Below are 23,653 nucleotides of genomic sequence, written 5' to 3' on the forward strand. Positions count from 1 at the left end.
AGGACACTGGCTGGATGAGGCAGTGGCTGCATCCCAGTTGCCGACACCCCAGGTTTTTCCCAGGGAACTGGCCACCGAGGTCGATAGCTATCTCAAGGTCAGCATGGAGTTCTTGCCCATGCTGACCACTGACGGTGTCAGGGATTGGCTGGGCTGGCGAGACTTCGAGTACCACGAGGACGAAGCCCCTCGGCGGCTTCACGGCTGCATGGTCGCGAACGCCGGCGGCGCGGTCCTCCTCATGGACAGCGAGGACTCGCTCGAGGAGCAGCGCTTCACCCTGGCGCATGAGGTGGCCCACTTCGTCCTGGACCACCTCGTGCCGCGCGATTGGGCCTTGAGAATGTTCGGAGAGTCCATCCGGCCCGTGCTGGATGGACTCCGCGACCCGACGCCCCACGAGCTCATCTCGTCCCACTTCAGCCGTGTTCCCATCGGCGTGCAGGTCAAGCTCATGGACCGGAACCAGACTGGGACCATCCAGTCCGCCAAGGTGCTCCAGGCCGAACGTCGCGCGGACCGGCTGGCGTTCGAGTTCCTGGCCCCCGCCGCACTGGCGATGGAGACGCTGAGCCAGCACTCCGAAGACGACGGAGTGGAAGCGCTCGCCACCCGCTTCGGGCTCACGCGGCGCGCGGCGCACGAGTACGCCCGGATGTTGGTCCGTCCTCGGCGTCCGGAGCGCTTCTCGCTCGTACGGATGCTGGGAACGGATGGGAGGGGACAATGAGCCGTTCAAGGCCAGACAGAGACTACGAAGAGCTTCACGGCGACGCAGACTTCCTCGCGGACTACGGCGAGGACATGGGGAGGACGCTCAACCTCGACACGTGGCTGCCTGAACATGCCCTGGACAAGGTGATGAGCCGCTTCCGGCTGGAGATTGCGCAAGCCGTGCGCACGGAAGACAAGCTCCGGAGCATCATCCGCGCGGAGGTCCTCCCCCAGATTGGCGGACTCACGGGTGCTCCGCGTGAGGCAGGCGTGTACGTGGCCGAGCCCGCTCAATTGGAGGCCATCTATCAAGGCCTGCTCTTCTCCGGGCGCGTCGAGGCAGTGAACGGGAGCTTCTCCTCCTACGAGAGCGTGCCCCTCGGCATCACCCAGATTGGCATCGCCATCGTGGGGTACGCCGGCACGCAGGGAACCTTCTCGCAGCGACTGTTTCGCAAGGAGGTGGCCGAGAAGCACAACAACCTCCTCCAGGACGTCCTGGATTGCATCCAACGACGTCAGGACAACTCCAGCTCCGCGCGCCGGGCACCCTATTCTCGCCTCGCCCGGCGCGGCATCCGCGCCTTCGCCGAGCGCTCAGCCCTGGTGGACAAGGCCCGCGCGGAGTGGCGCATCGGTCAAGGCAACCCATTCTCATACGACATGCTGACAGGCTCGGGCTATCAACGGCTCCTCGATGCATCGCTCGATGTGCTGCGGCGACTCGTCCTGCAGCACAAGAAGTTCGTCTTCGTCAGCCCCATCCTGGATGGCCGCGGCTTGCTGACGCTCGGGAGCTCTCTCCTGCCCGGGGAGTACGCGGTCATCGAAACCATGGCGGAGTTCGGCGATCAGGTCATCGAACGATGGCAATACGACCTGGACAACGGACAGCTCGTCACCGACTTCCTGGAAGAGTGCAGTCCGGAGGTGCTCACCGGCGTATTCCGGACGTCGCCTCAGGCTCCTCCCCGTTTGTTCTTCGCGCATCGAGAGCACGTCCATGTCGCGGCGCGTATCGCGATTGCGGACAGCATGCTCCGACGTGAGCGCGGCTATCCCATGCTCCTCGACATGGCGGAGATGACGTGCCGGAGCGCGTTCGGAGAGGACGGCTTCCTGGGCCTCGTCCAGGACGCCTACTCCCAGGTCGGCGCGGGGCTGCAGTTCTTCAACGACTCAAGGTCTCGAAGGTAGGTGGAGGGAGTCATGTCAGAAAACGGCAATGGCAACGGCAACGGCAAACCGCCCAGGTACCCGGAAACCCAAGCCCCGTGGGAGGCTTCCTCCCAGCGCTCGGCCTCGGCACCCGCGTCCCGGCCGCTCAACGGCGTGAGCAACCCGCAGGGATACAGCCCCACGCGAGGCCGGACCGCGACGCTCGAGGAGCCCCCTCGCCAGGCCACCGCACCCGAGAACCCGGGCCTGACCTCGCGCCAGCCCGCCCGTCCTCCTCCCGCCAGTCCGCGCACCAATGAAGTGCTCCAGCGAGCCCCTTCAACTCCCGCGGCTCGCCTCACGGCCACCCCCGCTCCCGTCAACACACGCCCCCCCGACTCGAACCGTCGCGAGTCTCCGCTCCTCGACCCGCCCTCGTCTCGACCCGCGGGTCCTCGCGCCAACGAGCCGAGCCCGGACCCACGGCAGCAGCCCGCGCGCGCCCGCATCATCGAAGCGCTCCAGCGAGACGCCTCCACCACGCCCCCTCCAGCCGAGGCCCGGTCGAACCCCACGCCCCCGCGCCCCCATGACCCACCCCAGCGGGCGCCACAGCCTCCCGCGACCCGCCCGGAGTCCCGGCCCCCGCCCACGAGCGCACGCTCCAACGAGGTGGCCCGACAGGAGCCTCCCTCCGCCGAGGCCCCCACTCCGACCGCCGAGTCCCGCGACAACCCGGTCGTGCGTCCCACGCCGCCGGAGGCACTGGAGGAGTTGGAGTCCCTGCAGCTCACCGTGAAGCCCTCCTCGCCCGAGGAAGAGGAGCTGATGAAGGCCGTGGCCTTCACGCACTTCGACACCTCCTCCAGCGAGGACAACCTCATCACCCTCCTCATCACCCGCGAGGACCTGCCACAGCTGGCCTCGCAGACACTCGTGCGCATCAAGTCGCGCGAGGACCAGCGCAGCTACCTGGGCGTCGTCGTCAGAGGCCCCTTCGCCGAACCCAACGCCGTCCCCGCGGGCTCCACCATGGCCATCGGCGTGGTGACGCAGGGCAAGCGGATGACCTACACGTTCGACTACCACGGGCGCGCGGAGGTGGAGTTGCTCGGCGAGGAGACGGGGGGCGGCGTGCTGGAGCCGCCTCGCTTCCGCCCCCGCCCCCAGAGTCCCGTGTTCAAGCTCGATGACGAGGAGAGTGCCCGAGTGCTCGGTGTCGGCGGCGAGCTGAGCATGGGCATGGTGGTCGGCTACAACAAGATGGAGGCCCGCATCCATCCACGCGACAAGGCCGTGCTGCCCCGCCACACCGGCATCATCGGCACCACGGGTGGCGGCAAGTCGACCACCGTCGCGACGCTCATCCACCGCGCGCAGACGCAAGGCATCGCCACCATCATCTTCGACGTGGAGGGCGAGTACACCCACGTGGACCGCCCCACCGAGCACCCCGCCATGCTGGAGGCCCTCCGACGTCGCGGCCAACGGGCCGAGGGCGTCAAGGACCTCCACATCCACCACCTCACGGGCCGCTCCAGCCTCAACCCTCGCCACCGCAACCTGCGCCCCTTCTCCCTCGCCTTCTCCAGCCTGTCTCCCTACGCGCTCGCCGAGATCCTCGAGATGTCCGACGCGCAGCAGGAGCGCTTCCTCAAGGCCTACGACGTCACGAAGATGCTGCTCGAGGACTTCAACATCTTCCCGACCACGCCCGAGGAGCACCGCGCGGCGCTCGACGTCGACGAGCTCTCCACCGGCTACCCTCGGATGACCATCCAGCACGTGCTGGACGTCGTGAGCGCCTATCTCTACAGCCTCAGCGATGAAGGCCGCACGGAGACCCGGAGTCGCTCCCGCAGCTCCCGCAGGGACGCCGAAGAGGCCGCCCCCAGCGAGGAGCCAGTGCCTCGAGGGCCCACCCTCTACAGCGAGTTCCGCGCCAACCCGGGGCGCGTCATGGCGCGCGTGATGGCGCAGACGAGCCGGAATGAAATCAGCTGGAGGGCGCTGGCCAGCAAGCTCCACCGCCTGCGCCGGCTCAACATCTTCGACGTCGGCAACACGCCGAAGGTCGACTACGAGGCGATGCTCACGCCGGGCCGCGTCTCCGTCATCGACCTGTCCGACACCGACTCGCCGCAGCTCAACAACCTGGTCATCGCGGACATCCTCCGCGGCCTCCAGGAGACCCAGGAGGCCCGCTACACCCGCGCCAGCGCCAGGGGCCAGGACGTCACGCCCGTCCTCATCGTCATCGAGGAGGCCCACGAGTTCCTCTCCGCCAGCCGCATCTCCCAGATGCCCGTGCTGTTCGAGCAGGTGGCGCGCATCGCCAAGCGAGGCCGCAAGCGGTGGTTAGGGCTCGTGTTCGTCACGCAGCTCCCGCAGCATCTCCCTCAAGAGGTCCTGGGGCTGCTCAACAACTTCATCGTCCACAAAATCACCGACAGCTCCGTCATCGCCCGCATGCAGCGCGCGGTGGGTGGCATCGATGAGAGCCTCTGGAATCGCGTGTCGCGGCTCGCGCCAGGTCAGGCGCTGGTCTCCTTCACCCAGTTCACCCGCCCGCTCATGGTGGCCGTGGACCCCGCGCCGGTGAAGCGCATGCTCGTGGAGTGACACGCGCGCCTCGGAGACGGAGCCAGCGGAGGGACGCTCGACGTCCCTCCCGCTACCCGTCCTTCTTCGAGGCGTCCTTCCCCTTCTTCTCGCGGTCCTTCCACCCCCACGTCGAGCTCCACATCCCGGGCCCCGTCGCGAGAATCGTGACGAGCGTCATCACCACCGCTCCAATGAGAATCTCCCAGACCATGTCACGCCTCCTTCGACGACAACCTCACCCTTCGCACGCCCAGCGCCCCTGAGGACATGCGTAACGCGCACCTCGCGCCAGGGACAGTGCCGCATCATCCCATCGCGATGGCATCCGGCCGCCCCGTCCCTCGGAGCCCCTGCGGGGCACCAGCACTGAGCGGACGTGCGCGGGGACTCGACGCGCCGGCAACCTAGCAGCTCATCCCGTGAGTGCAATCCAGGGTGGGAACGTGTCCCCGCGCACGGTGCTACTGTCCACTCCCGAATGCCTCTCTCCTTCGTGCGCGGCTCCGTCCGCCTGTCCGTGACGTCACGCCTCCGCGCGTGGCTCCTGCTGGGCCTGGTGTCCGGCGTGTCTGCCTGCGACGGGCGGCCCCCTCCCGAGCCCCCCAGCCCGGAGACCCCGTGCCCCACCCGCCCCTGTGAGGGCGAGGTGGCCATCCGGCCCGAGGGCAGCGTGCGCATCGCCGCGCTCAACGTCCACCGACTCTTCGACACCGTCTGCGACTCCGGCAGGTGCGGAGGCTCCGAGTACGAAGCCCTTCCCTCCCCGAGCGCGTTCGCCGCCCAGGCCGACCAGCTCGCCCGAGGCATCGAGATGCTCGACGCGGACGTGATGCTGCTCGCGGAGGTGGAGACCCAGGCGGGGCTCGACGCACTCAAGTCCCGGCTCCCCGAGTTCCCCCACGGTGTGCTGGGAGAGACCGGGTCCACGGCCTCCGTGGACGTCGCGGTGCTCTCCGCGTACCCCATCACGCAGGTGTTGGGACACCGCGACCGCACCCTCGTCCGCCCCAACGGCTCCACGACGCGCTTCTCGCGCGAGCTGCTGGAGGTCCACCTGGACGTGAAGGGCAAGCAGGTCATCGTCTTCGCGGCGCACTACCGCTCGAAGGTGGATGACGACGCCGGCCGCCGCTACGCCGAGGCGGACGCGACGCGCGACATCATGACCCAGGCCGCCGCGCGCTCACCGCGAGCGCTGGTGGTGCTCGGGGGTGACCTCAACGACGTCCCGGGCTCACCTCCGCTGCTCGCCCTGGAGCTCAACGGGAGCCTCTCGCGCGTGGCGAAGGACCGGCCGGACTCGGAGACCTGGACCTACGTCTACTCCGGACAGCGGCAGGCCATCGACCACCTGTACATCGCGAACGGCGCGGCCGGGACGTACGTGCCCGGCTCGTTCCGCGCGGCACGGGAAGGCGGAGGAGGCTTCGGCGGCTCGGACCACGCCGCCGTCGTCGCCGACTTCCTGCCCGCGCCGTGAGTCGACGGGCTCAGCTCGCGGCGGGCACGGCCTGGATGTCCAGCTCGATGTCCACCTTCTCGCCGACGAGCCAGCCTCCGTTGTCGAGCGTCTTGTTCCAGCGGATGCCGTAGTCGGAGCGGTTGAGGGTGGCGCGCGCGGTGAAGATGAGCCGCGTGTTGCCCCACGGGTCCTTCGACGTGGCCGTGTGACGCGCCTCGAAGACCACGGGCTTCGTCACGTTGCGGATGGTCAGCTCACCGCTCAAGCGGAAGCCCGCGCCTCCCGTGGCCTCCGTGCCGGTGCTCCGGAAGGTGAGCTTGGGCGCCGCCTCCGCGTCGAGGAAGTCCGGCGAGCGCAGGTGCGCATCCCGCTCCGGTGCTCCCGTGTAGATGCTGGCCGTGTCGGCGCTCACCTCGACCTCTCCCTGGGTGGGGTGCTCCGAGTCCACGCGCAGGACACCGGCGATGCGCTCGAAGCGGCCATGCACCCGCGCCACCACCATGTGGCGGGCGATGAACAGGACGGTGGAGTGCGCGGGGTCGATGGTCCAAGCAGTCACGGGCATGGGGGAGCTCGCAGAGGAAGAGTCGAGGGGGACCCTCATCCTAGGAAGGATGCGCGCACCAGGCATGGCGAATTCTCGTGACGCTTCACGTGCAGGACACGAAGTGAATGCACGCTGACCGAGAGCGCCAGCGCCATGTCAGGACAGGTGGGGCGTGGCGTCGGATGCGGCGGTCTCGTCGAAACACTCAGTGATGCCGGGGTGTCTGGCCGTACGGGTCCGACACGCTCACTTACGGTCCTAAGGTAGCTCCCCTCCGGGCGACCGGAGGCGCCATGCAGCGTTGCTTCTCACGCAGAAGCACGCCGCGCGCCCACTGCCGCGGCCACACCGCGGTAAGAGCGACCGCACCCAGCATGGCCCGTGCACTCGGGCACCCCGGCTCGCCTCACCTGAGATGCGCCACCGCGCGAGGCGAGTCCGCGGTGGCCGGGACCCGTCGCTGCTCCGCCTCCAACCGGTCCAGCCGTCGCAGCTCCGCGCGCGCGCCAATGGACTCGAAGATGTCCCGCGCGCGGGCGAGGAACTCCTCGCGCCGGTGCGGCAGCGCCACCGCGGCGTCGTGGTACGCGACGCCCGTCTCCCAGCGGTTGGGCGTGTCCTCCAGGCAGGCGATGGCGCGCAGGAACAAGGGCTCCGCGGCGTGCACGCCCTTGCGCAAGGCCAGCGCTCGCGCCGTCACACGCAGCGCGGGCCCCTTCAGGTAGGGATAGCGCCGCGCGAGCAGGCGCGCCTTGAACAGGCAGCGCTGGACGATGCGCCACAGCGTCTCCTTCGGCACCGCCATGGCCCCCTGCTCCAGCGCGAACAGCGCGCCCTCCGCCGCGCCCACCAGGCCAATCTGGAGGAAGGGCACCAGGACGGGATAGCGCCACAGGGCCTCGACCGCGCGCACCGCCATCAGTCCGGCTTCCTCCACCTGGTGCTCGAGCACCGTCACGTTGACCAGGTGGTTGAGGCTTGCGCACTGGTTGGCCAGGTCCTGCACCTCGATGCTGATGCGCAGCCCCTGCTCCAGCTCGGCGCACAGCTCGCCGACTTCGCCCTCGCCGCGCAGGTAGCGACACATGGGCACCCACGAGTGCGCCCAGCCCTGGTGCATCAGCGCGTGGAGGTCCGCGCCCGTCTTCCCCATCTCCACGAAGATCTTCTCGGCGCTCTCGAAGCGCGACGAGAAGAAGTGGCTGGCGCCCAGCATCATCAGCGCCGTCTGCACCTCCCACATGTCTCGCACGTGGCGCAGCAGCGCCATGGCCTGCTCCGCGTAGTACGTGCCGCCCGACAAGTCGTTGGTGAAGACGGCCAGCGTCGCCAGCCGGCTGAGCGCAATCCCCTCCGCCGCCGAGTCCTTCGCCCGGCGCGCATAGTCCAGCGCCCGCAGGCACCACTGCTTCGAGAAGCCCAGGAACCCCGAGCCGAACAGCAGCGCCCCATAGGAGCTGCTCGCCAGGCTCATGCCGCGCTCCCAGCGCGTGCGCTCCGCCAGGCACACCGCCACGAACGTGGCCCAGGTGAGCTTCGAGATGTCCTTGAAGTAGTAGATCTTGATGAGCGCGATGATGGTGGACAGCCGCCGCTCGTACAGCGGCTGCAAGGGCCCCAGCGGCCTCGCGAGCCAGGGGAACACGCCGTAGAGCAGGTGGAGGACGAAGGCGAGCAGCGTGCGGGACACCACGGAGAACAGGCCGCTGGGCAGGCGCAGCCCCATCAGCACCATGGCGCGCTCCAGCTCCTGGATGGCGCGCTTGGACTCGCCCTTCTCCTGGTGCGCGCGTCCCAGCCCCAGGTGCAGCTCCGCGCGGCGCGACTGCTGGTCCTCGTCCGCCAGGCACTGCTCGAACATGTGGATGGCGCCCGCGTAGTTGCCCGCTTGCAGCAGCGTCTCCGCCAGCTCCTGCATCACCCGGCGCGTCTTGACCAGCACCTCGTCCGGGTCCAGCGACACCGTGGTCGCCAGGATTTCGATCGCCTTGTTGAAGTGGTGGACGGCGTCGTCGTTGGCGTACTGGTCCCGAGCGCTGCGTGCCGCCAGCAGCGTGTACTCCAGGCCCTTCACCTCATCGTTGCCCGCGAGGAAGTGGAACGCGAGGATACCCGCGGAGGCCACCGGGTTCTCCCCGGCCCGAGCCTCCAGGAAGCGCGCCAGCCGCCGGTGCAGGTCCTCCCGCGCCGACACCATCAGCGTGTTGTAGGCCGCGTCGCGGATGACGATGTGCTTGAAGATGCAGGTGAGCGGCTCCTCCACCTCCGTCAGGATGAGGCCCAGGTTCGTCAGCGTGTCGATGGCCTTGCGCAGCCGCTGGCGCGACAGCGAGCCGGGCGCCAGCGCCGCCACCGCGTCGAGCGAGAAGATGCGGCCGATGACGGACGACACCTTCACCACCAGCTTCTCCGTCTCGCCCAGGAGGTCGATGCGCGCGAGCACCACGTCCTGGATGGAGTCCGGCAGCACCAGCGTCTGCAGCCCCCGCTTGAGCTCGCGCCGCTGGGCCCCGGGTGACACCGGTCCCAGGTAGCCCCCTTCCACCAGGCCCTGGACGATGGACTCCGCGAAGAACGGATTGCCCTGCACCTTCGACAGCAGCAGGTCCTCCAGCATGATGTCCGGCGGGTCCATGCGCAGGTGGACACGCAGGAGCGCCCGGGCGTCCTCGTCCTCCAGGCTGGACAGCTCCAACCTGCGCAGCGACGGCAGGCTCTCCACGTTGCGCAGCGAGTCCCCCGGCCGCATCGTCACGAGCAGCGTCAGCTTCAGCGACGTGAACCGCGTCGCCACGTACTCGATGAGGTCGATGGAGATGTTGTCGGCCCAGTGGAGGTCCTCGAAGAAGAGGAGCAGCTGCGTCTTCTGCGAGTGCTTCTCCAGGAGCTGGAAGATGATGTGGAAGACCTTCTGGTTCTTGTGGCGCGCGTCCATCGCCGCCGTGGACACGTCCTCCGGCATGGCCATGCCCAGGAGGTTGGCCATCACCGGGACCCACTCCGGGCCCACGCCTTCCAACCCTTCCAGCCCCTGCCGCAGCCGCACCCCTTGCGTGTCCACGTCATCGCCCTCGTGCAGGCCGAACAGCTGCACGAGCACCTCCTTCCAGGGGAAGAAGGGCGTGAACATCTCGTACGAGTAGCAGATGCCGTAGAGGCACCGGGCGCCGCACGACTCGGCGTCCTCCACCACCTTGGCGCCCAGGCGCGACTTGCCGATGCCCGGCTCGCCCGACACGACACACAGCCGGCCCGTCGTGAGCTCGCGGGATTCCTTCAGCGCGAGCTGGAGCAGGCCCAGCTCGCGGACGCGGCCGATGAGGCTGCCCCGCCCCTTGACGGTGAGGCTGCGGCGCACCTCGCCCTTGAGCCGGTACACGGGCACCGCGCGCGAGACACCCTTGAGCGTCGCGTCCTCCACGAACTCCGTGGTGAAGCCGCCCTGCTGGAGCTTGCGCTCCGTGTGCGCGTCGATGTGGATGCCCACCGCGCTCGAGTACGTCATCAGCCGCGCGGCCAGGTTCACCACCTCGCCCAGCGCGGAGTAGCCCTTGCGCAAGGGCGAGCCCATGTCGCCGAAGTACGCGTGCCCCGTGGCGATGCCGATCTGGAGCTCGCGCACGTACGGGAAGTTCTCGCGCTCGCGCAGGATCTTGCACGCGAGCTTGCTGGCCAGCACCTCCTTGTTCTGGAGCGCCGTCGGGGCGCCGAAGAGGACGTAGAGGACGTTGCCCTTGTCCGTGAAGTCCGTCATCAGGAGCACGCCGCCGTGGTGCGCGCTCTCCCGCTGGACGTACTCGTAGAAGGCGTTGAGCTGGCGGGTGAAGCCCTCCACCTCCGACGGCGCGTGGTCCGTCTTGAAGCGCAGGAAGAAGCAGGTGAGGTCGCGGAAGTCGCCGCCCAGCTCCTGGTGCGCGCTGGTGATGCGCGTGAAGAGCACCGGATGCAAGAGCAGCGCGCACCGCCCCACCAGCTCCTCGCCCCCCGGAGGCGAGACGGCCGGGAGCGTGCGCGCCTCCAGCGGCACGGAGGGCTCCAGGCGAAAGGCGCCGTCGCGCTCCTCGCCCACGCGGGCCAGGTCCGGCAGCAGCGCCCACGCCTCCGGACTCAGGAGCACCTCACCGACGCGCGCCCGCTTCTCCGCGGCCACGGCCTGCTCCAGCGGCCGGCCGATGAGCGCGGGGTGCATCCACATGCCCGTGGTTCCCAGGACGATGCGGTGCGACTCGCCCACGCCCACGCCGATGCGCGACGACACGCCGAAGCGCTGCCCCAGCAGCTCCAGCCGAGAGAAGCGCGAGAGCCTGCGCTGCATGTCCAGCGCGCACCGCGCCGCGCGCGTCACCGCCTCCACCTCGCCTTCGTCCACGACGGGCTCGAAGCACGCCAGGATGGAGTCACCCGCGAACTGGTAGATGTCCCCGCCGTGCGACTTCACGACGTCGATCATCTCCGTGTAGTAGCTGCGCAGGAGGTGCTGGAGCGCGTCGATGCCGCGCGGCCCCTCGCCGCTCAGCCCCACGACGATGGGCGTGAAGCCCGCGATGTCCAGCACCAGGATGGCGCCACGCACCGGCTCCACCGGCGGCAGCGCATGCGCCTCCGTGTGCGCCAGCCTGCGAATCAGCGCGCCGGGGATGTAGGGGCGCAGCGAGGATAGGACCAGGTCGATGTCCGCCAACATGCAGGCGCCCTCACCCCAACATCCGGAAACGAATCCACAGCGCCACCACGCCTACCCCGGCGTAGAGGAACGTCTCGGCGGTCTCCAGCGGAGGCTGGGCTTTTCGCAGCGCCCCCCACACGTGGACCCCCACCATGGCCACGCAGACCCAGCCGATGAGCTCGAAGAGGGCCGGCTGGCCCCGTGGGTCCGGAATGTACCGGACCGTCGTGAGGATGATGGCCAGCGCGACCCCACCCAGGCACCGTCCGAAGTACACCGTCAGGTCCGTGTTCCCCTCCACCGGCGCCCAGCCGAACCACCGCGCCCAGCGCAGCGGCATCAGCAGGAGCGGCAGCGCGAAGACCAGCAGGAAGAACGTCGTCGAGACGGCCAGGAACCAGCTTGCCAGTGGATAGTCGGCGCTAATCATGTCGACGCACGAGAGACGACGCGGAACCCGGGTCTTCAACGCGGAGCGGAACATGCCCCCCAAGCACCCCATCCTAGTCGCTTTCTCCCCGTCTTCGAGCACGACCCACCAATCCAAGTTTTTCTTGCTTACTGTGTTCAATGGGCGTGGAGGCGAGCAGGTTCGTGGATGGCGGCGCGAATGAACTCGGTGACCCGCTCGAGCGAGTCGGTGCGTTCGATGTCGGCCGGGAAGCGGCGGAAGGCGTCGGGGGGACCAAAGAGGATGATGGGCTTGCCGTAACGGGAGCACAGGGCGGCCTCGGAGGCGGTGCCCGCGCCGCCGGGGAGCGAGACGAGGGCGTGGGGGGTGAGCACGTTGATGTGGTTGCGGCTGAGCGGCTCCGTGCCTTGCTCGCCGCTGAGGGGCAGGTGGGTGTAGATGGCCAGCTCCACGCCGGGGTTGGGGTAACCGGCTCGGGGCACGTAGTCGCCGTCCCGCACGGTGCCGGGGACGATGCCGATGGAGATGCCGCGGCGGCCCACGACGCGCACGAAGGCATCCGCCGCGGCCCGCATGACGCCGCTGCCGGCGCCGGTGAGAAGGTCGAAGCCCGCCTCGGCAATCCACCGCGCCAACGGAATGACGCGCTCCAGGTGCTCCTCCTGGCCTGAACCGAAGACTCCGATGATGTGCCGTTCCCTGCTCATGAAGGCCCATTCCTTCCGCGTGTGACTGGCCCTACCCGCAAGCTTCTTCCATGTGCGTCCGACGCACCCGGAGCAACCGTTCAGTGCCCCACAGGCGTCGCGTTTGCCGTTCACCGGCGGAAGGATCCACCCTCGGACAGAGGCGCAATGGACACTTGCGGGACGGCGCGCGGACACCCCCGAGCCCACCTCCCGCGGCACTCCCTGTCAGACCCCCGCCCTACCCTGCTTCACGTCAAGCCTGGAGGTCGGCCTTGTTCGACACCTGTGGTGGATGTGAGCGGCGCGGAAGCTCCGGTGAAATCTTCGACTGGTGCGCCAACTGTGAGCTGTCCCTGTGTCCTCGCTGCATGGCGCGAGGGTGCTGCGGCGCGAAGCCCGCGGAGTCGGGACGGGGCACGCCGCTGCTCCTGCCGGACCCGCCCTCCGAGGATGAGACTCCGCTGCCAGAGCACTTCGGTGGCAGGTGCTGCTCCAGTGCCCGCGCGGTGGCGTGCTCGTGCGCGTTCCACTGGGTCTGCGAGCGGCACGGCGACCAGCACATCGGCACCCACGACTGAGCGCTTCGCGTCCGGCTCAGGGCGCCTTGGCGCTGGCGTGGCGGGCCGCGTCCGCGGGGCCTTCGCTGGGGAGCTCCACCGTGAAGCGCGAGCCTTCGCCCAGCACGCTCTCCGCGCGGACCTGGCCTCCGAGCGCGGCGACGATCTCCCGGACGATGTAGAGGCCCAGGCCCAGCCCTCCGTATTCGCGGGAGGAGACGGCGCGCTCGAAGCGGCCGAAGATGTGGGGCAGTCGCTCGGCGGGGATGCCGATGCCCTGGTCGATGACGTCCATCGACACCCGCCCCTCCCGTTGGGAGAGCCGCACCTCGATGGGATGGCCCGCGCCGAACTTGAGCGCGTTGGACATGAGGTTCGTCACCACCTGCTCCAGCCGCACGCGGTCCCACCGGCCGGTGCAGTCCGGGGCCAGCCTGAGAATCAGCTCGGACTGGGCGCGGCGGATGGCGTCGCTCAGGCCCTCCATCACGTCCCGCACCACGGCCCCCAGGTCCACCGGCTCCAGGTTCAGGTGGAGCCGCCCCGTCTGGATGCGCGACACATCCAGCAGCTCGTCGACGAGGTGCGCCAGCCTTCGCGTCTGCGCCTGCGTCGTCCGAGACGTGCGCTGCACGGCGTCCCGCGTGGGCGCCTCGCTCCGGGCCAGTCCCTGCACGGAGAGCTGGAGCGCGGTGATGGGCGTGTAGAGCTCGTGCGCGGCGATGGAGAGGAACTCATCGCGCAGCCGGATGGCCTCCTGGGACTCGTGGTACAGCCGCGCGTTGTCCAGGGCGATGGCCGCGCGGCGCGCCAGGTCCTGCGCCAGCTCCAGGTCCGCGGGGCCATAGCGCCGGCCCGGCACCGAGGAGACCAGCGTGATGACGCCCAGCATCCGGCCTCGCGCAATCAGCGGCACCGCCATCAACGTGCGTGCCTTCATCGCGCGGATGAGCCCGACGTGGTGCGCATCGCGACACAGCCGCTCCAGGATTTCGTCGGTGAGCACGGGAATCAGCAAGGGCTGTCGGGTGCGGAGCACCTGGGTGGCGGGCTGCGAGGAGTCCCAGTGGGGGGTGTATGACTCCTGGAGCTCCCGGGCGACTCGCTCGAAGGAGGGGTCGGCGTGCGCGGTGGAGAGGCGGCGGATGCCCCCCGAGGTCTCCACCACGTCGATGGAGCAGACCGTGGCCAGGAAGGACACGGACAGCCGCGCCAGGCGCGTGAGCGTGGCCTCGAAGTCGAAGGACTCCGCGAGCACGACGCTCGACTCGGCGAGGAACCGCACGGCCTCCTCGGCGCGCTTGCGCTCCTCGAAGAGGAGGCTGTTCTCCAGCGAGATGGCCATCTGCGAGGACAACAACTGGAGCACGCGCACCCGGTCCGGGGTGAAGGCGTGCGTGGCCAGGTTGTTCTCCAGGTAGAGCACGCCCATGGTGCGCGCGTGCCGGCGGATGGGCACCACCAGCGCCGACTTCACCCGGTGCTTCGCCACGTAGGCATCCGACACGAAGCGGCCCTGGTGCACGGCGTCCCCCAGCACCACCGCGTCTCCCGTGCGGTACGCGTGGCCGAGCAGCGACTCCGGCACCTGCTCGGAGCCCGCGAGCGGCACGTGCAGCCGGGCCATCGGCTCCCCCACCACGCCCACGGCCTCCAGCAGCAACGTGCCTTGCTCCTCCAGCGCCAGCGCGCCCCGCTGCGCGCCCGCGACCTCCAGGCACACCGCCATCAGCTTCTCCAGCAATTGCTCCAGCGCCACCTCTCCGGACAGGGACTGCGCGGCCTTGAGGATGCTCAAGAGGTCGAGCGACGCGCCCCGGAAGTCATCTCCCGTCGGCGTGACGGCCTGGTCCCAGAGGCCGGGCTCGACGACCTGGAGGTCCGGGAACTCCTCCTGGAGCGCGGAGACCACCGACTTGGCGCCCCAGCGGGCATAGCCCTCCCTCGCCGCGCGCAGGTACAGCATGGCGACGCGCTTGCGGCCCAGCGTGCTGTAGAGGCGGCCCGCGAGCGTGTTGGCGAGCGCCTCGTCCTGCGCGAAGCCCTCCTCGCGCGCGCGGTCGATGGCCTCGTCCAGCAGCTCCGCGGCCTCCGTGAAGTGGCCATCCAAGCGCGCGCGCTCCGCGGACAGCATCAGGTGCCGATGGCGGAAGTTCTCCGGACAGTTCGCCGTCCAGTGTCGGAAGCGCAGCCACGCCTCCTCGACCTGGGCCCGGCGTGCGCGCCGCTCCACCTCCGTGCCGCTGTCCCCTCCCGCCGACTGCACCAGCGCGCCGAAGAAGGCGTGCTCCGTCACGTTGAAGAGCGACGGCATGAAGCGCAGGTGGGGCTCGGCCGCGCGCAGCATCTCCCGCGCTCCGGCCAGGTCCCCCAGGAGATAGGACGTCTGGAGGCGCAGGATGAAGTACTGCCCCAGGATGGTCGGGTCGCTCTTCGCCTGCTCCAGGAAGGCGCAGGTGTCGAAGGTGGCGTCGTCGTAGCTCTGCCGCTCGCGGGTGCGGCCTTGCAGACACCGGACGGCCTGACGCACGGCGAGCTGGAGGTCCGCCATGGCGCGCTGGCCGCTCTTGCGGTCGAAGGCCAGCGCCGCCTCGACCTCCGCGTGGACGCGGTCCAGCTCCGTGCCCAATCGCAGGCGCGTGAAGCTGGTGCTGGCCAGCAGATACGCCACGTACTGGGGCTCGCCGCTCTCCAGGCCCGCGGCGATGCCTCTGCGCAGCAGCGGAATCGCCGAGCGGAGCGGCTCGCGCCAGTGCCGCATGTAGAAGAGGAACGCGGCCAGGACGCGGCACTCCTCCCGCGGGTCGGCGATGCGGCGGCTCAGCTCCATGCCCAGGTGGCCGAAGGGGTGGCCCGCGGCGTAGTCGCGCCGGGCCTCGCCGGAGATGAGGCCGAAGCACACGTAGGCGAAGGCGGAGTACACGCTGTTGCCGGACTTCATCGTCAGGCTCAGCATCCGCGTGTAGATGAACGAGAACATCGGCGGGTCGGAGAACCACGCCGCGATGCCCGCGTTCATCAAGAGGCGCATGCAGCCCACGTCCGACTCCTGGCTCATGAGCGGCAGGGACAGCAGCTCCTCCTCCGAGCACGCCTTCCACCGCGCCTCCACCTGGGGAAGCTCCGCCTGCCACGCCTTCGTCGCATCCCCCACCGGCAGCTCGACACCGAAGAGCCGCAACCCCTCGCGGGCGTGCTGGAGCGCGGCCGTGTGGTCCCGGGCGAGGATGCTCGCGTTCATCCGCAGCACGTACAGGTCCGCCCGGTCGAGCGGCGACACCGCGTGCGCCATCGCCGTGTCGATGAGGCGCTCGGAGAGCAGGCGGTCTCCGGTGAGCTGCGCGCACTCGGCCGCGTCCTGGTGCAGGCGCATCATCAGCCGCGGCTGCGTGCTCCAGGCGTCCTCGGGCAACAGCGAGCGCGCGCGCATGAGGTAGGCCAGCGCGGCCTCGAACGCGGACGCATCCCGCACCTTGCGCCCCGCGCGCTGGTTGAGCTCGGAGAGCCACTGGCGCTCGCGCGCGGACGACACCACGTCGCCGCCCAGGTGGAAGTGGTCGGCCACCTCGCACACGCGCTGCTCGGCCTCCGCCCCCGTGGCGCTCTCCCAGAGGTGGCGTCCCAGGGCGCGGTGCAGGGACTGGCGCTCCTCTTCCGACAAGAGCGAGTAGGCGGCGTGCCTCACCCGGTCATGCGCGAAGCGGTACGTGGCCTGGCGCACCGTGAGGCCCTCCGGCGTCGGCTCCGGGTGCGGCGGCTGGAAGCGAGGCCCTCGCCCCTCCGGCACGAGCAGGCCCGCGCGCACCGCGCTCCACAGCGCCCCCGCCGTGTCCTCCACGGGCGCGCCCACGACGCGGGCCAGGAGCCAGAGGTCGACCTGCCCTCGCATGCACGCGGCCACGGTCAGCAGCCGCTGCGTGCGCCCGGGGAGCTGGCGGATGGAGTCCAGCATCAGCTCGACGACGTTGTCGGTGACCTCCGCTTGTTCGATGCGCGCCAGGTCCCAGGACCACGAGCCCTCCTCCAGGTCGTACGTGAGCAACCCCGTGCGGTGCAGGTGCCGCAGGAAGTGGCCCACGGAGAAGGGATTGCCCGCGGTCTTCTCCAGCACGAGGCTGGCCAGCGGACGCGCCCGCTCCGCGTCACACCGCAGCGTGTCCGAGCAGAGCGCCGTCAGCGCGGGCAGGTCCAGCGGGGACAGCTCCACCTTGCGCGGACCGTCACCGGCATCGGAGAGCGACGCCAGCAGGCGGGCCAGCGGATGCGAGGGGCCCCACTCCCCCGGGCGATAGGCGCCCAGCAGCAGGAGGTGGTGCAGCTCCGCGTCCGTCGACAGCCGGGTGAGCAGCTCCAGCGTGGCCGCGTCCGCCCACTGCAAGTCATCCAGGAACACCACCAGCGGCTCGTCCGCGGTGGCCAGGTCCCGGAAGAAGGACTGGAGCACCAGCAGGAAGCGGCTGCCGGCCTCGCGAGGGCCCAGCGGGACGATGGGCGGCTGCTCACCGATGAGGCGCTCCAGCTCGGGCACCAGCTCCGTGAGCACCCGCCCTTGCGTGCCCAGCGCGGCCTGGAGCCGCTGCCGCCACGCGTCCACTGCGTCCGGCGGCTGCTCCAGCACGCTCACCACCAGCCCGCGCACCGCCTCCACCAGCGAGGCATACGGCGTCTGCCCCTTGAGCTCGGGCGACTTGCCGCTGAGGAACCGGCCCGGCCCCACCTGCTCGCGCAGCGAGAGGGCCAGCGACGTCTTGCCGCTCCCGGAGGCCCCCGCCAGCATCACCCACTCCCGCGCGCCCGCCCGTGCCCGCGTCAGCGCCGCGTCGACCAGGGCCCGCTCGCGCTCGCGGCCATAGAGCCGGTCGGGCAGCCCCAGCTCGCGCGCCAGGTCATACCGGCCCAGCTCGAAGGCCATGGGTGTTCCAGGCCCTCGCCAGCGGCGCTGGATCTCCCGCAGGTCCTCCGCCAGCGCCTCCGCGCTCTGGTAGCGCTCCTCGGGCACCTTCGCGAGCAGCCGCAGCACCACGTCCGAGAGGAGGACGGGGAGGTTGGGGTTCTTGTCGACGGGCGGCACGGGCGGCTGCGCGAGGAGCGCGTGCACCAGCTCCGCGGCATCGGCCGACACGAAGGGCGGCTCCCCCGTGAGCATCTCGTAGAACGTGGCGCCCAGCGCATACAGGTCCGCGCGGTGGTCCACCCTCCGGCTCATCCTCCCGGTCTGCTCGGGGGCGATGTAGCGCAGGGTTCCCTCGAAGCCCCCCGGGATGCCCGCCCAGCGCACCAGGCCCTGCACCCGCGTGGCCAGGTCGAAGTCGATCATCACCAGGCGGCGGCCCCCCGGGGCCACCACCAGGTTGGCGGGGTTGAGATCCCGGTGGATGACATGCTGGCGGTGCAGCGCGCCCAGCGACATCGCCAGGTCGATGGCCAGCTCCAGGAAGATGTCCACGTCCAGCGCGCCGCGGCGCAGCCACTCACGCAAGTCGTGGGGCCCGGCGTCGTCGAGAATCAGTGCCGGGAGGCCCGCGATCACATCCAGACCCACCACCCGCGCCACGCCGGAGATGTCGCGCAGCTCACTCAACATCAGGTGCTCATGCCGCAGCAGGCCAGAACTGCTCTCCGCGAGCGGCCCCTCCCGGACGACCTTGAGCACCCGAGCCTCCCCCCCGGGCGCCCAGGCGCGGAACACCTCATAGCGGTGACCGCGATAGATTCTCCGCACGTCCTGATAGCCGGGCAGCTCCAGCATCACGACCCCTGGGCGACGTCCTCTCCAATCCAGAAGTCTCTAACGGATGATGCGGGCGGGGTTCTGTCCAGAGGGGCGGGCCACCCGCCGCTCGGACGTCAACAGCACGTGCGCACACCGCTCGCACCTTCCCGCACGGGGCGACGGGGACTGTCAAAAACAAGCCCAACAGGCTTTGCTAGACTCGTCCGCATGAACACTCGCGGGAATACCGCGCACGGCAGCATCCTGCGGGGTTTGTTGTGGGCGCTCAGTGGCGTGAGCGTCCTCGTCTTGGCGGCCGGAGTCTTGATCGAGTGGTTCTTCATTCGCCGGTATGAACCCGAGCTCGACGCGAAGAAGGAGGAGCTCGCCGAGGGTCTGGACGCCTACTGCGCGCTGCAAGCAGAGGTCGCCCTGGACCCCTGGTTTCATGAGGCCCGTTCCCCGGGAGATGCCGGTCCCCTGCTCAATTCCTGGCTGGGTTGGGGCGAGAAGCGCCGTGAGCTGCCCAAGGGCTCGCCCTTGGAGCTCCCGGCCCACCTGCAGGAGAGAAAATCCCTGCAGGAGTGGTTCGCCTCGGACGTGGACCTGTCCATGCTGGACTTCAGCTGGATGCGCGACCTCCAACGCTTTGACCGTTGGGACCTGTTGGTGAACCGCCCCATCAAGCCAGCAGAGCCTTACGATCTGCTCAACGACCCGTCGCCTCACATGACGGTGCTCTCGGAGTGGACGAAGTTCCGGCTCATCCAGGGCATCCGGACAGGGCAGGCACTCGAGGCAGCCCGCGATGTGCGCCACCTCGCGTGGCTCATGTATCGGACGGACCTGGTCGACGGCGCGAAGCGCGCCGCCTGGGTCCTGGACACCGAGCAACAGGCCCATGCCTTGATGAAGGAGCCCCCGGCGGCGTGGCGCCCCCAGAGCCCCGAACAGAATGCGCGACTGCGCGAGGCGATCTGGACAAGCGTCGACTACTCGAGAATCTACACCCCCGTGGCGATCGGACGGCGGGCACGCGCCTGCGGCTCTGGCATCACCCGCTGCATCGCCCTGGTGGAGGCCAGCAATCGGAACCGCTTCCTGCAACCCCTGCTGGAGCCATTCCATCCTCAGGCCTATGCCGCGCTCGCCGAGGAGCTCTCGACCCCCTGCGGCACCACCCTGTTCGAGAGAGTGTCGCAACGCGGAGCCACCCTCGACCTGGCCTACGTCATGAGCGAGGAGGGCGGGTGGGTGCCCATAGGGCTGCAATCCCTTCCGCGAAGGTACCTGCAGAAACACGTCGCCGGATTTGCGCTGGCCAACGAGATCTCATTCGCCAGGGAGGACCTGTCGTTCTGGCGGTGGCCTTGGCCCGGGAGCTCCTCACCCGCCTCCGCCGAGTCACGTCCCTGAGCCGTGCATGAAACACATTCCGAAACATTCCGGTCCCAGACCCTCCGTCAATTGCCTGGCTGCTCATAGATTGTGAAGATGCGGCACCGCCGTCGCGGGCACCTCCCGGACGCGCACCCTCGATTCTCCCATCTCGAGTGAGGCCTTCGTGACTCCCCCGTCCGCTGTGGCTGGAGCACTCTTCGCAGTGTCCGTGGAGCAGGCCCTCCCCACCACGCTCCCCGAGCGGGCCATCGAGGTGGACGTGGGGGTGGCGCTGCCCATCGCCTTCGGTGGGTTGAGGAAGGTGCTGCGCGCTTGCGAGGACAGCGCCCCCAGCGTCGTGCGCGCCGTCGCGGATGCCCACCCGTCGGAGTGGAACCGGCTGTTTCCGGGCAGCATGGAGGGCGTCGCGGACCTGGGCGACCTGGCGCTCTCGCCCTCCGAGCGCAGGCTCCATCGTGAATCCGAACAGACGTACTGGATTCTCAGCGTGGCCGCGCGGGCCATCGTCGAGACGCTGCGCTCCACCGGGCGCGCGTTGGTGCTGCATGGCGCGGGCGAGTGCGACCTGGTCAGCCTGCGCGGGATGATGCGCGCGGCGGAGTGGGCGCGGTTGGATGGGCTGAAGGGGACGCTGCTGTTCACCGGCTGGCAGATGCGGCGGCCCCACTGCGCGACCGTCTTCGAGGCCCGGCGGCGCGAGTACCTGGACTCGCTGAGCAAGCGCCTGCGCGCGCCCACCGCGGAGGGCACGTGCACGCGGTCCTCGCGCGAGGTGGAGCCCGCCGTGGACCTGGAGGGGCGATACCTGCGGCTGGTGGTGGACGCGGCGGAGGAGCGAGCGACGCGCGTGGCCGCCGCCATCCACGGCATCCGGAGCTGCTTCTTCACCACCAACTACGAGGGAGCGCTGCTGGCCGCGGAGCAAGGGCTGCGGCTCATGGAGGGAGACCCGGACGCACGCCTCGCCTCGCGCGTGGCCCAGGCCTGGGAGTCGTTGGACACGGGCTTCGTCACCCCGGCCATTGAAATCGACCGGAGCAGCCTGGGTGACCTGGAGGAGCTCAAGGCGCTGTTCCACCGGAGCATCGGCGTGGTGCAGGTCTTCACCGGCTCCCACGACGAGGCCCTGGCCTCGTTCGCCAAGGGCCTGGAGTGCCAGGTCGCTCCGGAGATGCGGGCACGGCTGCACATGTTCCGCGCGCTGACGATGACCAAGCGCCTGGGCGAGCTGCCCCAGGCCCGCGCCGAGGTGGCCGCGGGGCTGGCCGCGCTGGCGCAAGGCACCGCGGAAGACCGCGCGCTCCAGGAGGGCTGGCTGCGCAACGTCGGCGCGCTGACGTGGTTCCTCGAGCGCAAGCTGGACAAGGCGCTGGTGGAGGAGAAGCAGGCCATGCGCTGCGTGGGCGAGCTGCACGACGCCAGCGCCACGCACTTGAAGATCAACCTCATCTCCAACGCCAGCTATCTCCAGGAGTCGGCGCGGCAGTTCACCGACGCCATCAACACGTGGCGGCGCTTCGAGGGCATCAGCGAGCGCTGGGGCGTCAACTTCGCCAAGCACCACCGCTACCGCCTGGCGGGGCTGGAGTTCGCCGCGGGCTCGCACCAGGACGCCATCGAGCACTTCCAGCAGGCCTACGTCAGCGCGGAGGCCCTGCGCGACTCCTTCCATCGTCAGGTCATCGCGGCGGAGCTGGGGCGCGTGTTCCTGGACGCGGGCCAGATGCCGTCCGCCGTGGACTGGTTCGCGCGCGCCGAGCAGCACGCACGCGACATCGGCGAGCCCTTGATGGCCGCGGAGAGCCTGGCTGGGATGGGCCTCGCCGCCGAGCGGACCGACTGGGCGGAGCCCCTGCGCCGGGCCCTGGCCAGCTCCACCTGGCCCAAGCAGACCCGGGCCCTGGTGGATGCCCTGGCCCGAGGCGACGCGGCGGCCATCCACGCCCTCATGCCGCGTCCCCGGACGAAGCTCAATCGCCCGTTCGACTCGGTCAGCCTCTACTAGCGGGTCGCGGTGAACCGGCGGCTGACGACGCAGCCCGGAGCGCCCGAGGGCACGTTCACCCGCGAGACGGAGAAGGTCCCGACGAAGCGCACCGCTTCGTCCTCTCGCGTGGGGCCGTGGTCGAAGTAGCCATCGAGTTCGTACTCCAGCTCCGACACGGGCTCTTCCCGGCCACGCACCTGGACGCCGCCTCTCAGCGACAGGTTGGAGTAGCCCGTCCCGAAGTACTCGCCGATGAGCCCGATGCTCCCCAACCTCGCGATGACGGTGGGGCTGCGGCCCTCGCGCTCGAGGACGAGCTTCTCACCCTCGGGGAGGGTGACTCCCGCCATTCCGCAGTCGGGGCCCAGCGAAGTCGTCTCCTCGAAGCGCATCACGTACGTGCCGCTGACGGCGCAACCCCGCTCACACGTCGTGGGCCGCTCGTCGTCGCCACAGCCTGGGTTTCCCATGCCGCTGCCCATGGACAGCACCGCCGTCACCAGGAGCAACGGAAGGCGCAGGCGCTTCGCCCCGGAGGACGGCGGATTCGTGCGAGCCATGTCGTCATTCATTGCGGAGTCCCCCTCGACGGCTCCGGCCTCGAGCCCGTCGTGAGATGCCTCGCGACTATTCACCCACAGGCGGTCGCGACGCCATCCGCGCGGGCGAGAAGGGCGCGGCGAGCTCTCCCCTCCCCCACGCCATCAGCTCCACCAGCGCCTGGGCCGTGTGAGCGCCCGTGAGGATGCCCTGCCCTCCCAGCCCCGTCGCGACGAAGGTGCGCCGCAGCCCCGGGAAGAGCCCCACGTAGGGACGGCCATCCGGCGTCACCGAGCGCAGCCCCGCCCACGCGCGCACGAAGCGCGCCTCGCGCAGACGCGGCGCGAGCTTCGCCACCGTGGCGCTCAAGTGCAGCAGGCCCGCGGGCGTCACGTTCTCCACGAAGCCCGCCTCCTCCTCGGTGGCTCCCACGACGATTTCGCCCGCGCGCCACGGCGCCAGGTACGTGGGGCCGGAGACGACTCGCGACAGGGACACGCCGGGCTGGTGCACCACGAGCATCTGTCCCCGCACCGGCTTGAGCGGCAGCGCGGGCAGCCCCGCGAGCGTGGAGGACCACGGCCCCGCGCTCACGACGAGCTGGTCGGCGCGCAGCACCTCGCGGTCCGTGCGCACCTCGAGGCCGTGCGCCGTCTCCTCCACGGAGCGGGCGGACTCACCCAGTCGCAAGCGGACACCCGCGCGCGCCGCGGCGCCCAGGAGCGCGTTGACGTAGCCCTCCGTGTCCACCATGTGGCCCCGCGCCGACTCGAAGGCGCCCAGCAGCGGCGTCCCCTCCAGCGCGGGCTCCAGCTCCACCAGCCGCGCGGCATCCACCCAGGTGCCCAATTCCTCCGGGAAGCCGCTCGCCCTGCGGGCCAGGGCCTCCTGCCCCTTCGCGTCGGCGACGATGCGGAGGATGCCCTGCCCTCGCCGCAGCAACGCGCCTTCGGGCAGCGAGCCCAGGTCGTCCGTCAGGGCCGCCCGCCCCGCACGGGAGAACTCGAGCATCACCGGGTCGTCATAGAGGCGGACCGAGGGGATGGCCACCCCCGCCGCCGCGCGCGAGCCGCGCCCTCCAGGGTCCACCGCGTCCAGCACCGTGACGCGAGCACCCGTCGCGCAAAGGCGCCTCGCGGCGGACAGGCCCACGACCCCCGCGCCCAGGACCAGGACGTCCAAGCCGGTGCTCATCGCGGAACT

15 protein-coding genes are annotated in these 23,653 nt (G+C 69.9%); 7 read left to right on the top strand and 8 right to left on the bottom strand.

What is annotated here, in order from left to right; genetic code table 11:
• Nucleotides 1-118 precede the first annotated feature (118 nt).
• Genes MYSTI_RS24740 through MYSTI_RS24750 form a run of 3 tightly spaced genes read left to right on the top strand, consistent with a single transcriptional unit; the run spans nucleotide 119 to nucleotide 4,494 of the window.
• Nucleotides 119-730 (top strand): ImmA/IrrE family metallo-endopeptidase, encoded by a 612-nt coding sequence (locus MYSTI_RS24740; protein ID WP_233277945.1) that lies wholly within the window; start codon nucleotides 119-121, stop codon nucleotides 728-730.
• Entirely contained in the window at nucleotides 727-1,911 is a 1,185-nt protein-coding gene (locus MYSTI_RS24745; RefSeq protein ID WP_015350537.1) for a hypothetical protein, read from the top strand. The genes MYSTI_RS24740 and MYSTI_RS24745 overlap by 4 nt, the downstream gene beginning before the upstream one ends.
• Nucleotides 1,912-1,923: 12 nt before the next feature.
• Nucleotides 1,924-4,494: an ATP-binding protein gene (locus MYSTI_RS24750; protein ID WP_015350538.1), complete on the top strand. Its 2,571-nt coding sequence runs from the start codon at nucleotides 1,924-1,926 to the stop codon at nucleotides 4,492-4,494.
• 52 nt (nucleotides 4,495-4,546) lie between these two features.
• Here MYSTI_RS24750 and MYSTI_RS43915 read toward each other — a convergent pair whose 3' ends face one another.
• Nucleotides 4,547-4,687: a hypothetical protein gene (locus MYSTI_RS43915; RefSeq protein WP_015350539.1), complete on the bottom strand. Its 141-nt coding sequence runs from the start codon at nucleotides 4,685-4,687 to the stop codon at nucleotides 4,547-4,549.
• A gap of 267 nt (nucleotides 4,688-4,954) precedes the next feature.
• On the opposite strand from MYSTI_RS43915, the gene MYSTI_RS24755 reads away from it, so the two are divergent.
• Nucleotides 4,955-5,956 carry an endonuclease/exonuclease/phosphatase family protein gene (locus MYSTI_RS24755; RefSeq protein WP_015350540.1) on the top strand — a complete coding sequence of 334 codons (1,002 nt, stop codon included), beginning with the start codon at nucleotides 4,955-4,957 and terminating at the stop codon, nucleotides 5,954-5,956.
• 10 nt (nucleotides 5,957-5,966) lie between these two features.
• On the opposite strand, the gene MYSTI_RS24760 is transcribed toward MYSTI_RS24755, so the two are convergent.
• From MYSTI_RS24760 to MYSTI_RS24775, 4 genes are all read right to left on the bottom strand, one after another.
• Nucleotides 5,967-6,503 carry a YceI family protein gene (locus tag MYSTI_RS24760; RefSeq protein ID WP_015350541.1) on the bottom strand — a complete coding sequence of 179 codons (537 nt, stop codon included), beginning with the start codon at nucleotides 6,501-6,503 and terminating at the stop codon, nucleotides 5,967-5,969.
• A gap of 388 nt (nucleotides 6,504-6,891) precedes the next feature.
• Entirely contained in the window at nucleotides 6,892-11,169 is a 4,278-nt protein-coding gene (locus MYSTI_RS24765) for an AAA family ATPase (protein WP_015350542.1), read from the bottom strand.
• Between the two features lie 10 nt (nucleotides 11,170-11,179).
• Complete coding sequence (locus MYSTI_RS24770) at nucleotides 11,180-11,581, bottom strand: hypothetical protein (protein ID WP_044900609.1); 402 nt, start codon at nucleotides 11,579-11,581, stop codon at nucleotides 11,180-11,182.
• 137 nt (nucleotides 11,582-11,718) lie between these two features.
• Nucleotides 11,719-12,270 (bottom strand): SLOG cluster 4 domain-containing protein, encoded by a 552-nt coding sequence (locus MYSTI_RS24775; protein ID WP_015350544.1) that lies wholly within the window; start codon nucleotides 12,268-12,270, stop codon nucleotides 11,719-11,721.
• A 254-nt stretch (nucleotides 12,271-12,524) separates the two neighbouring features.
• Between MYSTI_RS24775 and MYSTI_RS24780 the strand changes: the two genes are divergently transcribed.
• A complete protein-coding gene (locus MYSTI_RS24780) occupies nucleotides 12,525-12,830 on the top strand; it encodes a hypothetical protein (RefSeq protein WP_015350545.1) in 306 nt (101 codons plus the stop codon).
• 16 nt (nucleotides 12,831-12,846) lie between these two features.
• Here MYSTI_RS24780 and MYSTI_RS24785 read toward each other — a convergent pair whose 3' ends face one another.
• Entirely contained in the window at nucleotides 12,847-18,558 is a 5,712-nt protein-coding gene (locus tag MYSTI_RS24785) for an ATP-binding sensor histidine kinase (protein WP_015350546.1), read from the bottom strand.
• Nucleotides 18,559-18,750: 192 nt separating this feature from the next.
• On the opposite strand from MYSTI_RS24785, the gene MYSTI_RS24790 reads away from it, so the two are divergent.
• Together MYSTI_RS24790 and MYSTI_RS24795 are read left to right on the top strand one after the other, a co-directional pair.
• Nucleotides 18,751-19,938, top strand: a complete 1,188-nt coding sequence (locus MYSTI_RS24790) for a hypothetical protein (RefSeq protein ID WP_015350547.1) — start codon at nucleotides 18,751-18,753, stop codon at nucleotides 19,936-19,938.
• 187 nt (nucleotides 19,939-20,125) lie between these two features.
• Nucleotides 20,126-21,928, top strand: coding sequence for a tetratricopeptide repeat protein (locus MYSTI_RS24795; RefSeq protein ID WP_233277946.1), 1,803 nt, complete (start codon nucleotides 20,126-20,128; stop codon nucleotides 21,926-21,928).
• On the opposite strand, the gene MYSTI_RS24800 is transcribed toward MYSTI_RS24795, so the two are convergent.
• Nucleotides 21,925-22,470, bottom strand: coding sequence for a hypothetical protein (locus MYSTI_RS24800; RefSeq protein WP_144370141.1), 546 nt, complete (start codon nucleotides 22,468-22,470; stop codon nucleotides 21,925-21,927). The two genes, MYSTI_RS24795 and MYSTI_RS24800, sit on opposite strands and share 4 nt — an antisense overlap.
• Nucleotides 22,471-22,537: 67 nt before the next feature.
• The gene (locus tag MYSTI_RS24805; RefSeq protein ID WP_015350550.1) at nucleotides 22,538-23,644 is read right to left on the bottom strand and encodes an NAD(P)/FAD-dependent oxidoreductase; all 1,107 of its coding nucleotides are present in this window, start codon (nucleotides 23,642-23,644) and stop codon (nucleotides 22,538-22,540) included.
• Between the last annotated feature and the right edge of the window lie 9 nt (nucleotides 23,645-23,653).

Source organism: Myxococcus stipitatus DSM 14675 (assembly GCF_000331735.1).
In the GTDB taxonomy this organism is placed as follows: domain Bacteria; phylum Myxococcota; class Myxococcia; order Myxococcales; family Myxococcaceae; genus Myxococcus; species Myxococcus stipitatus.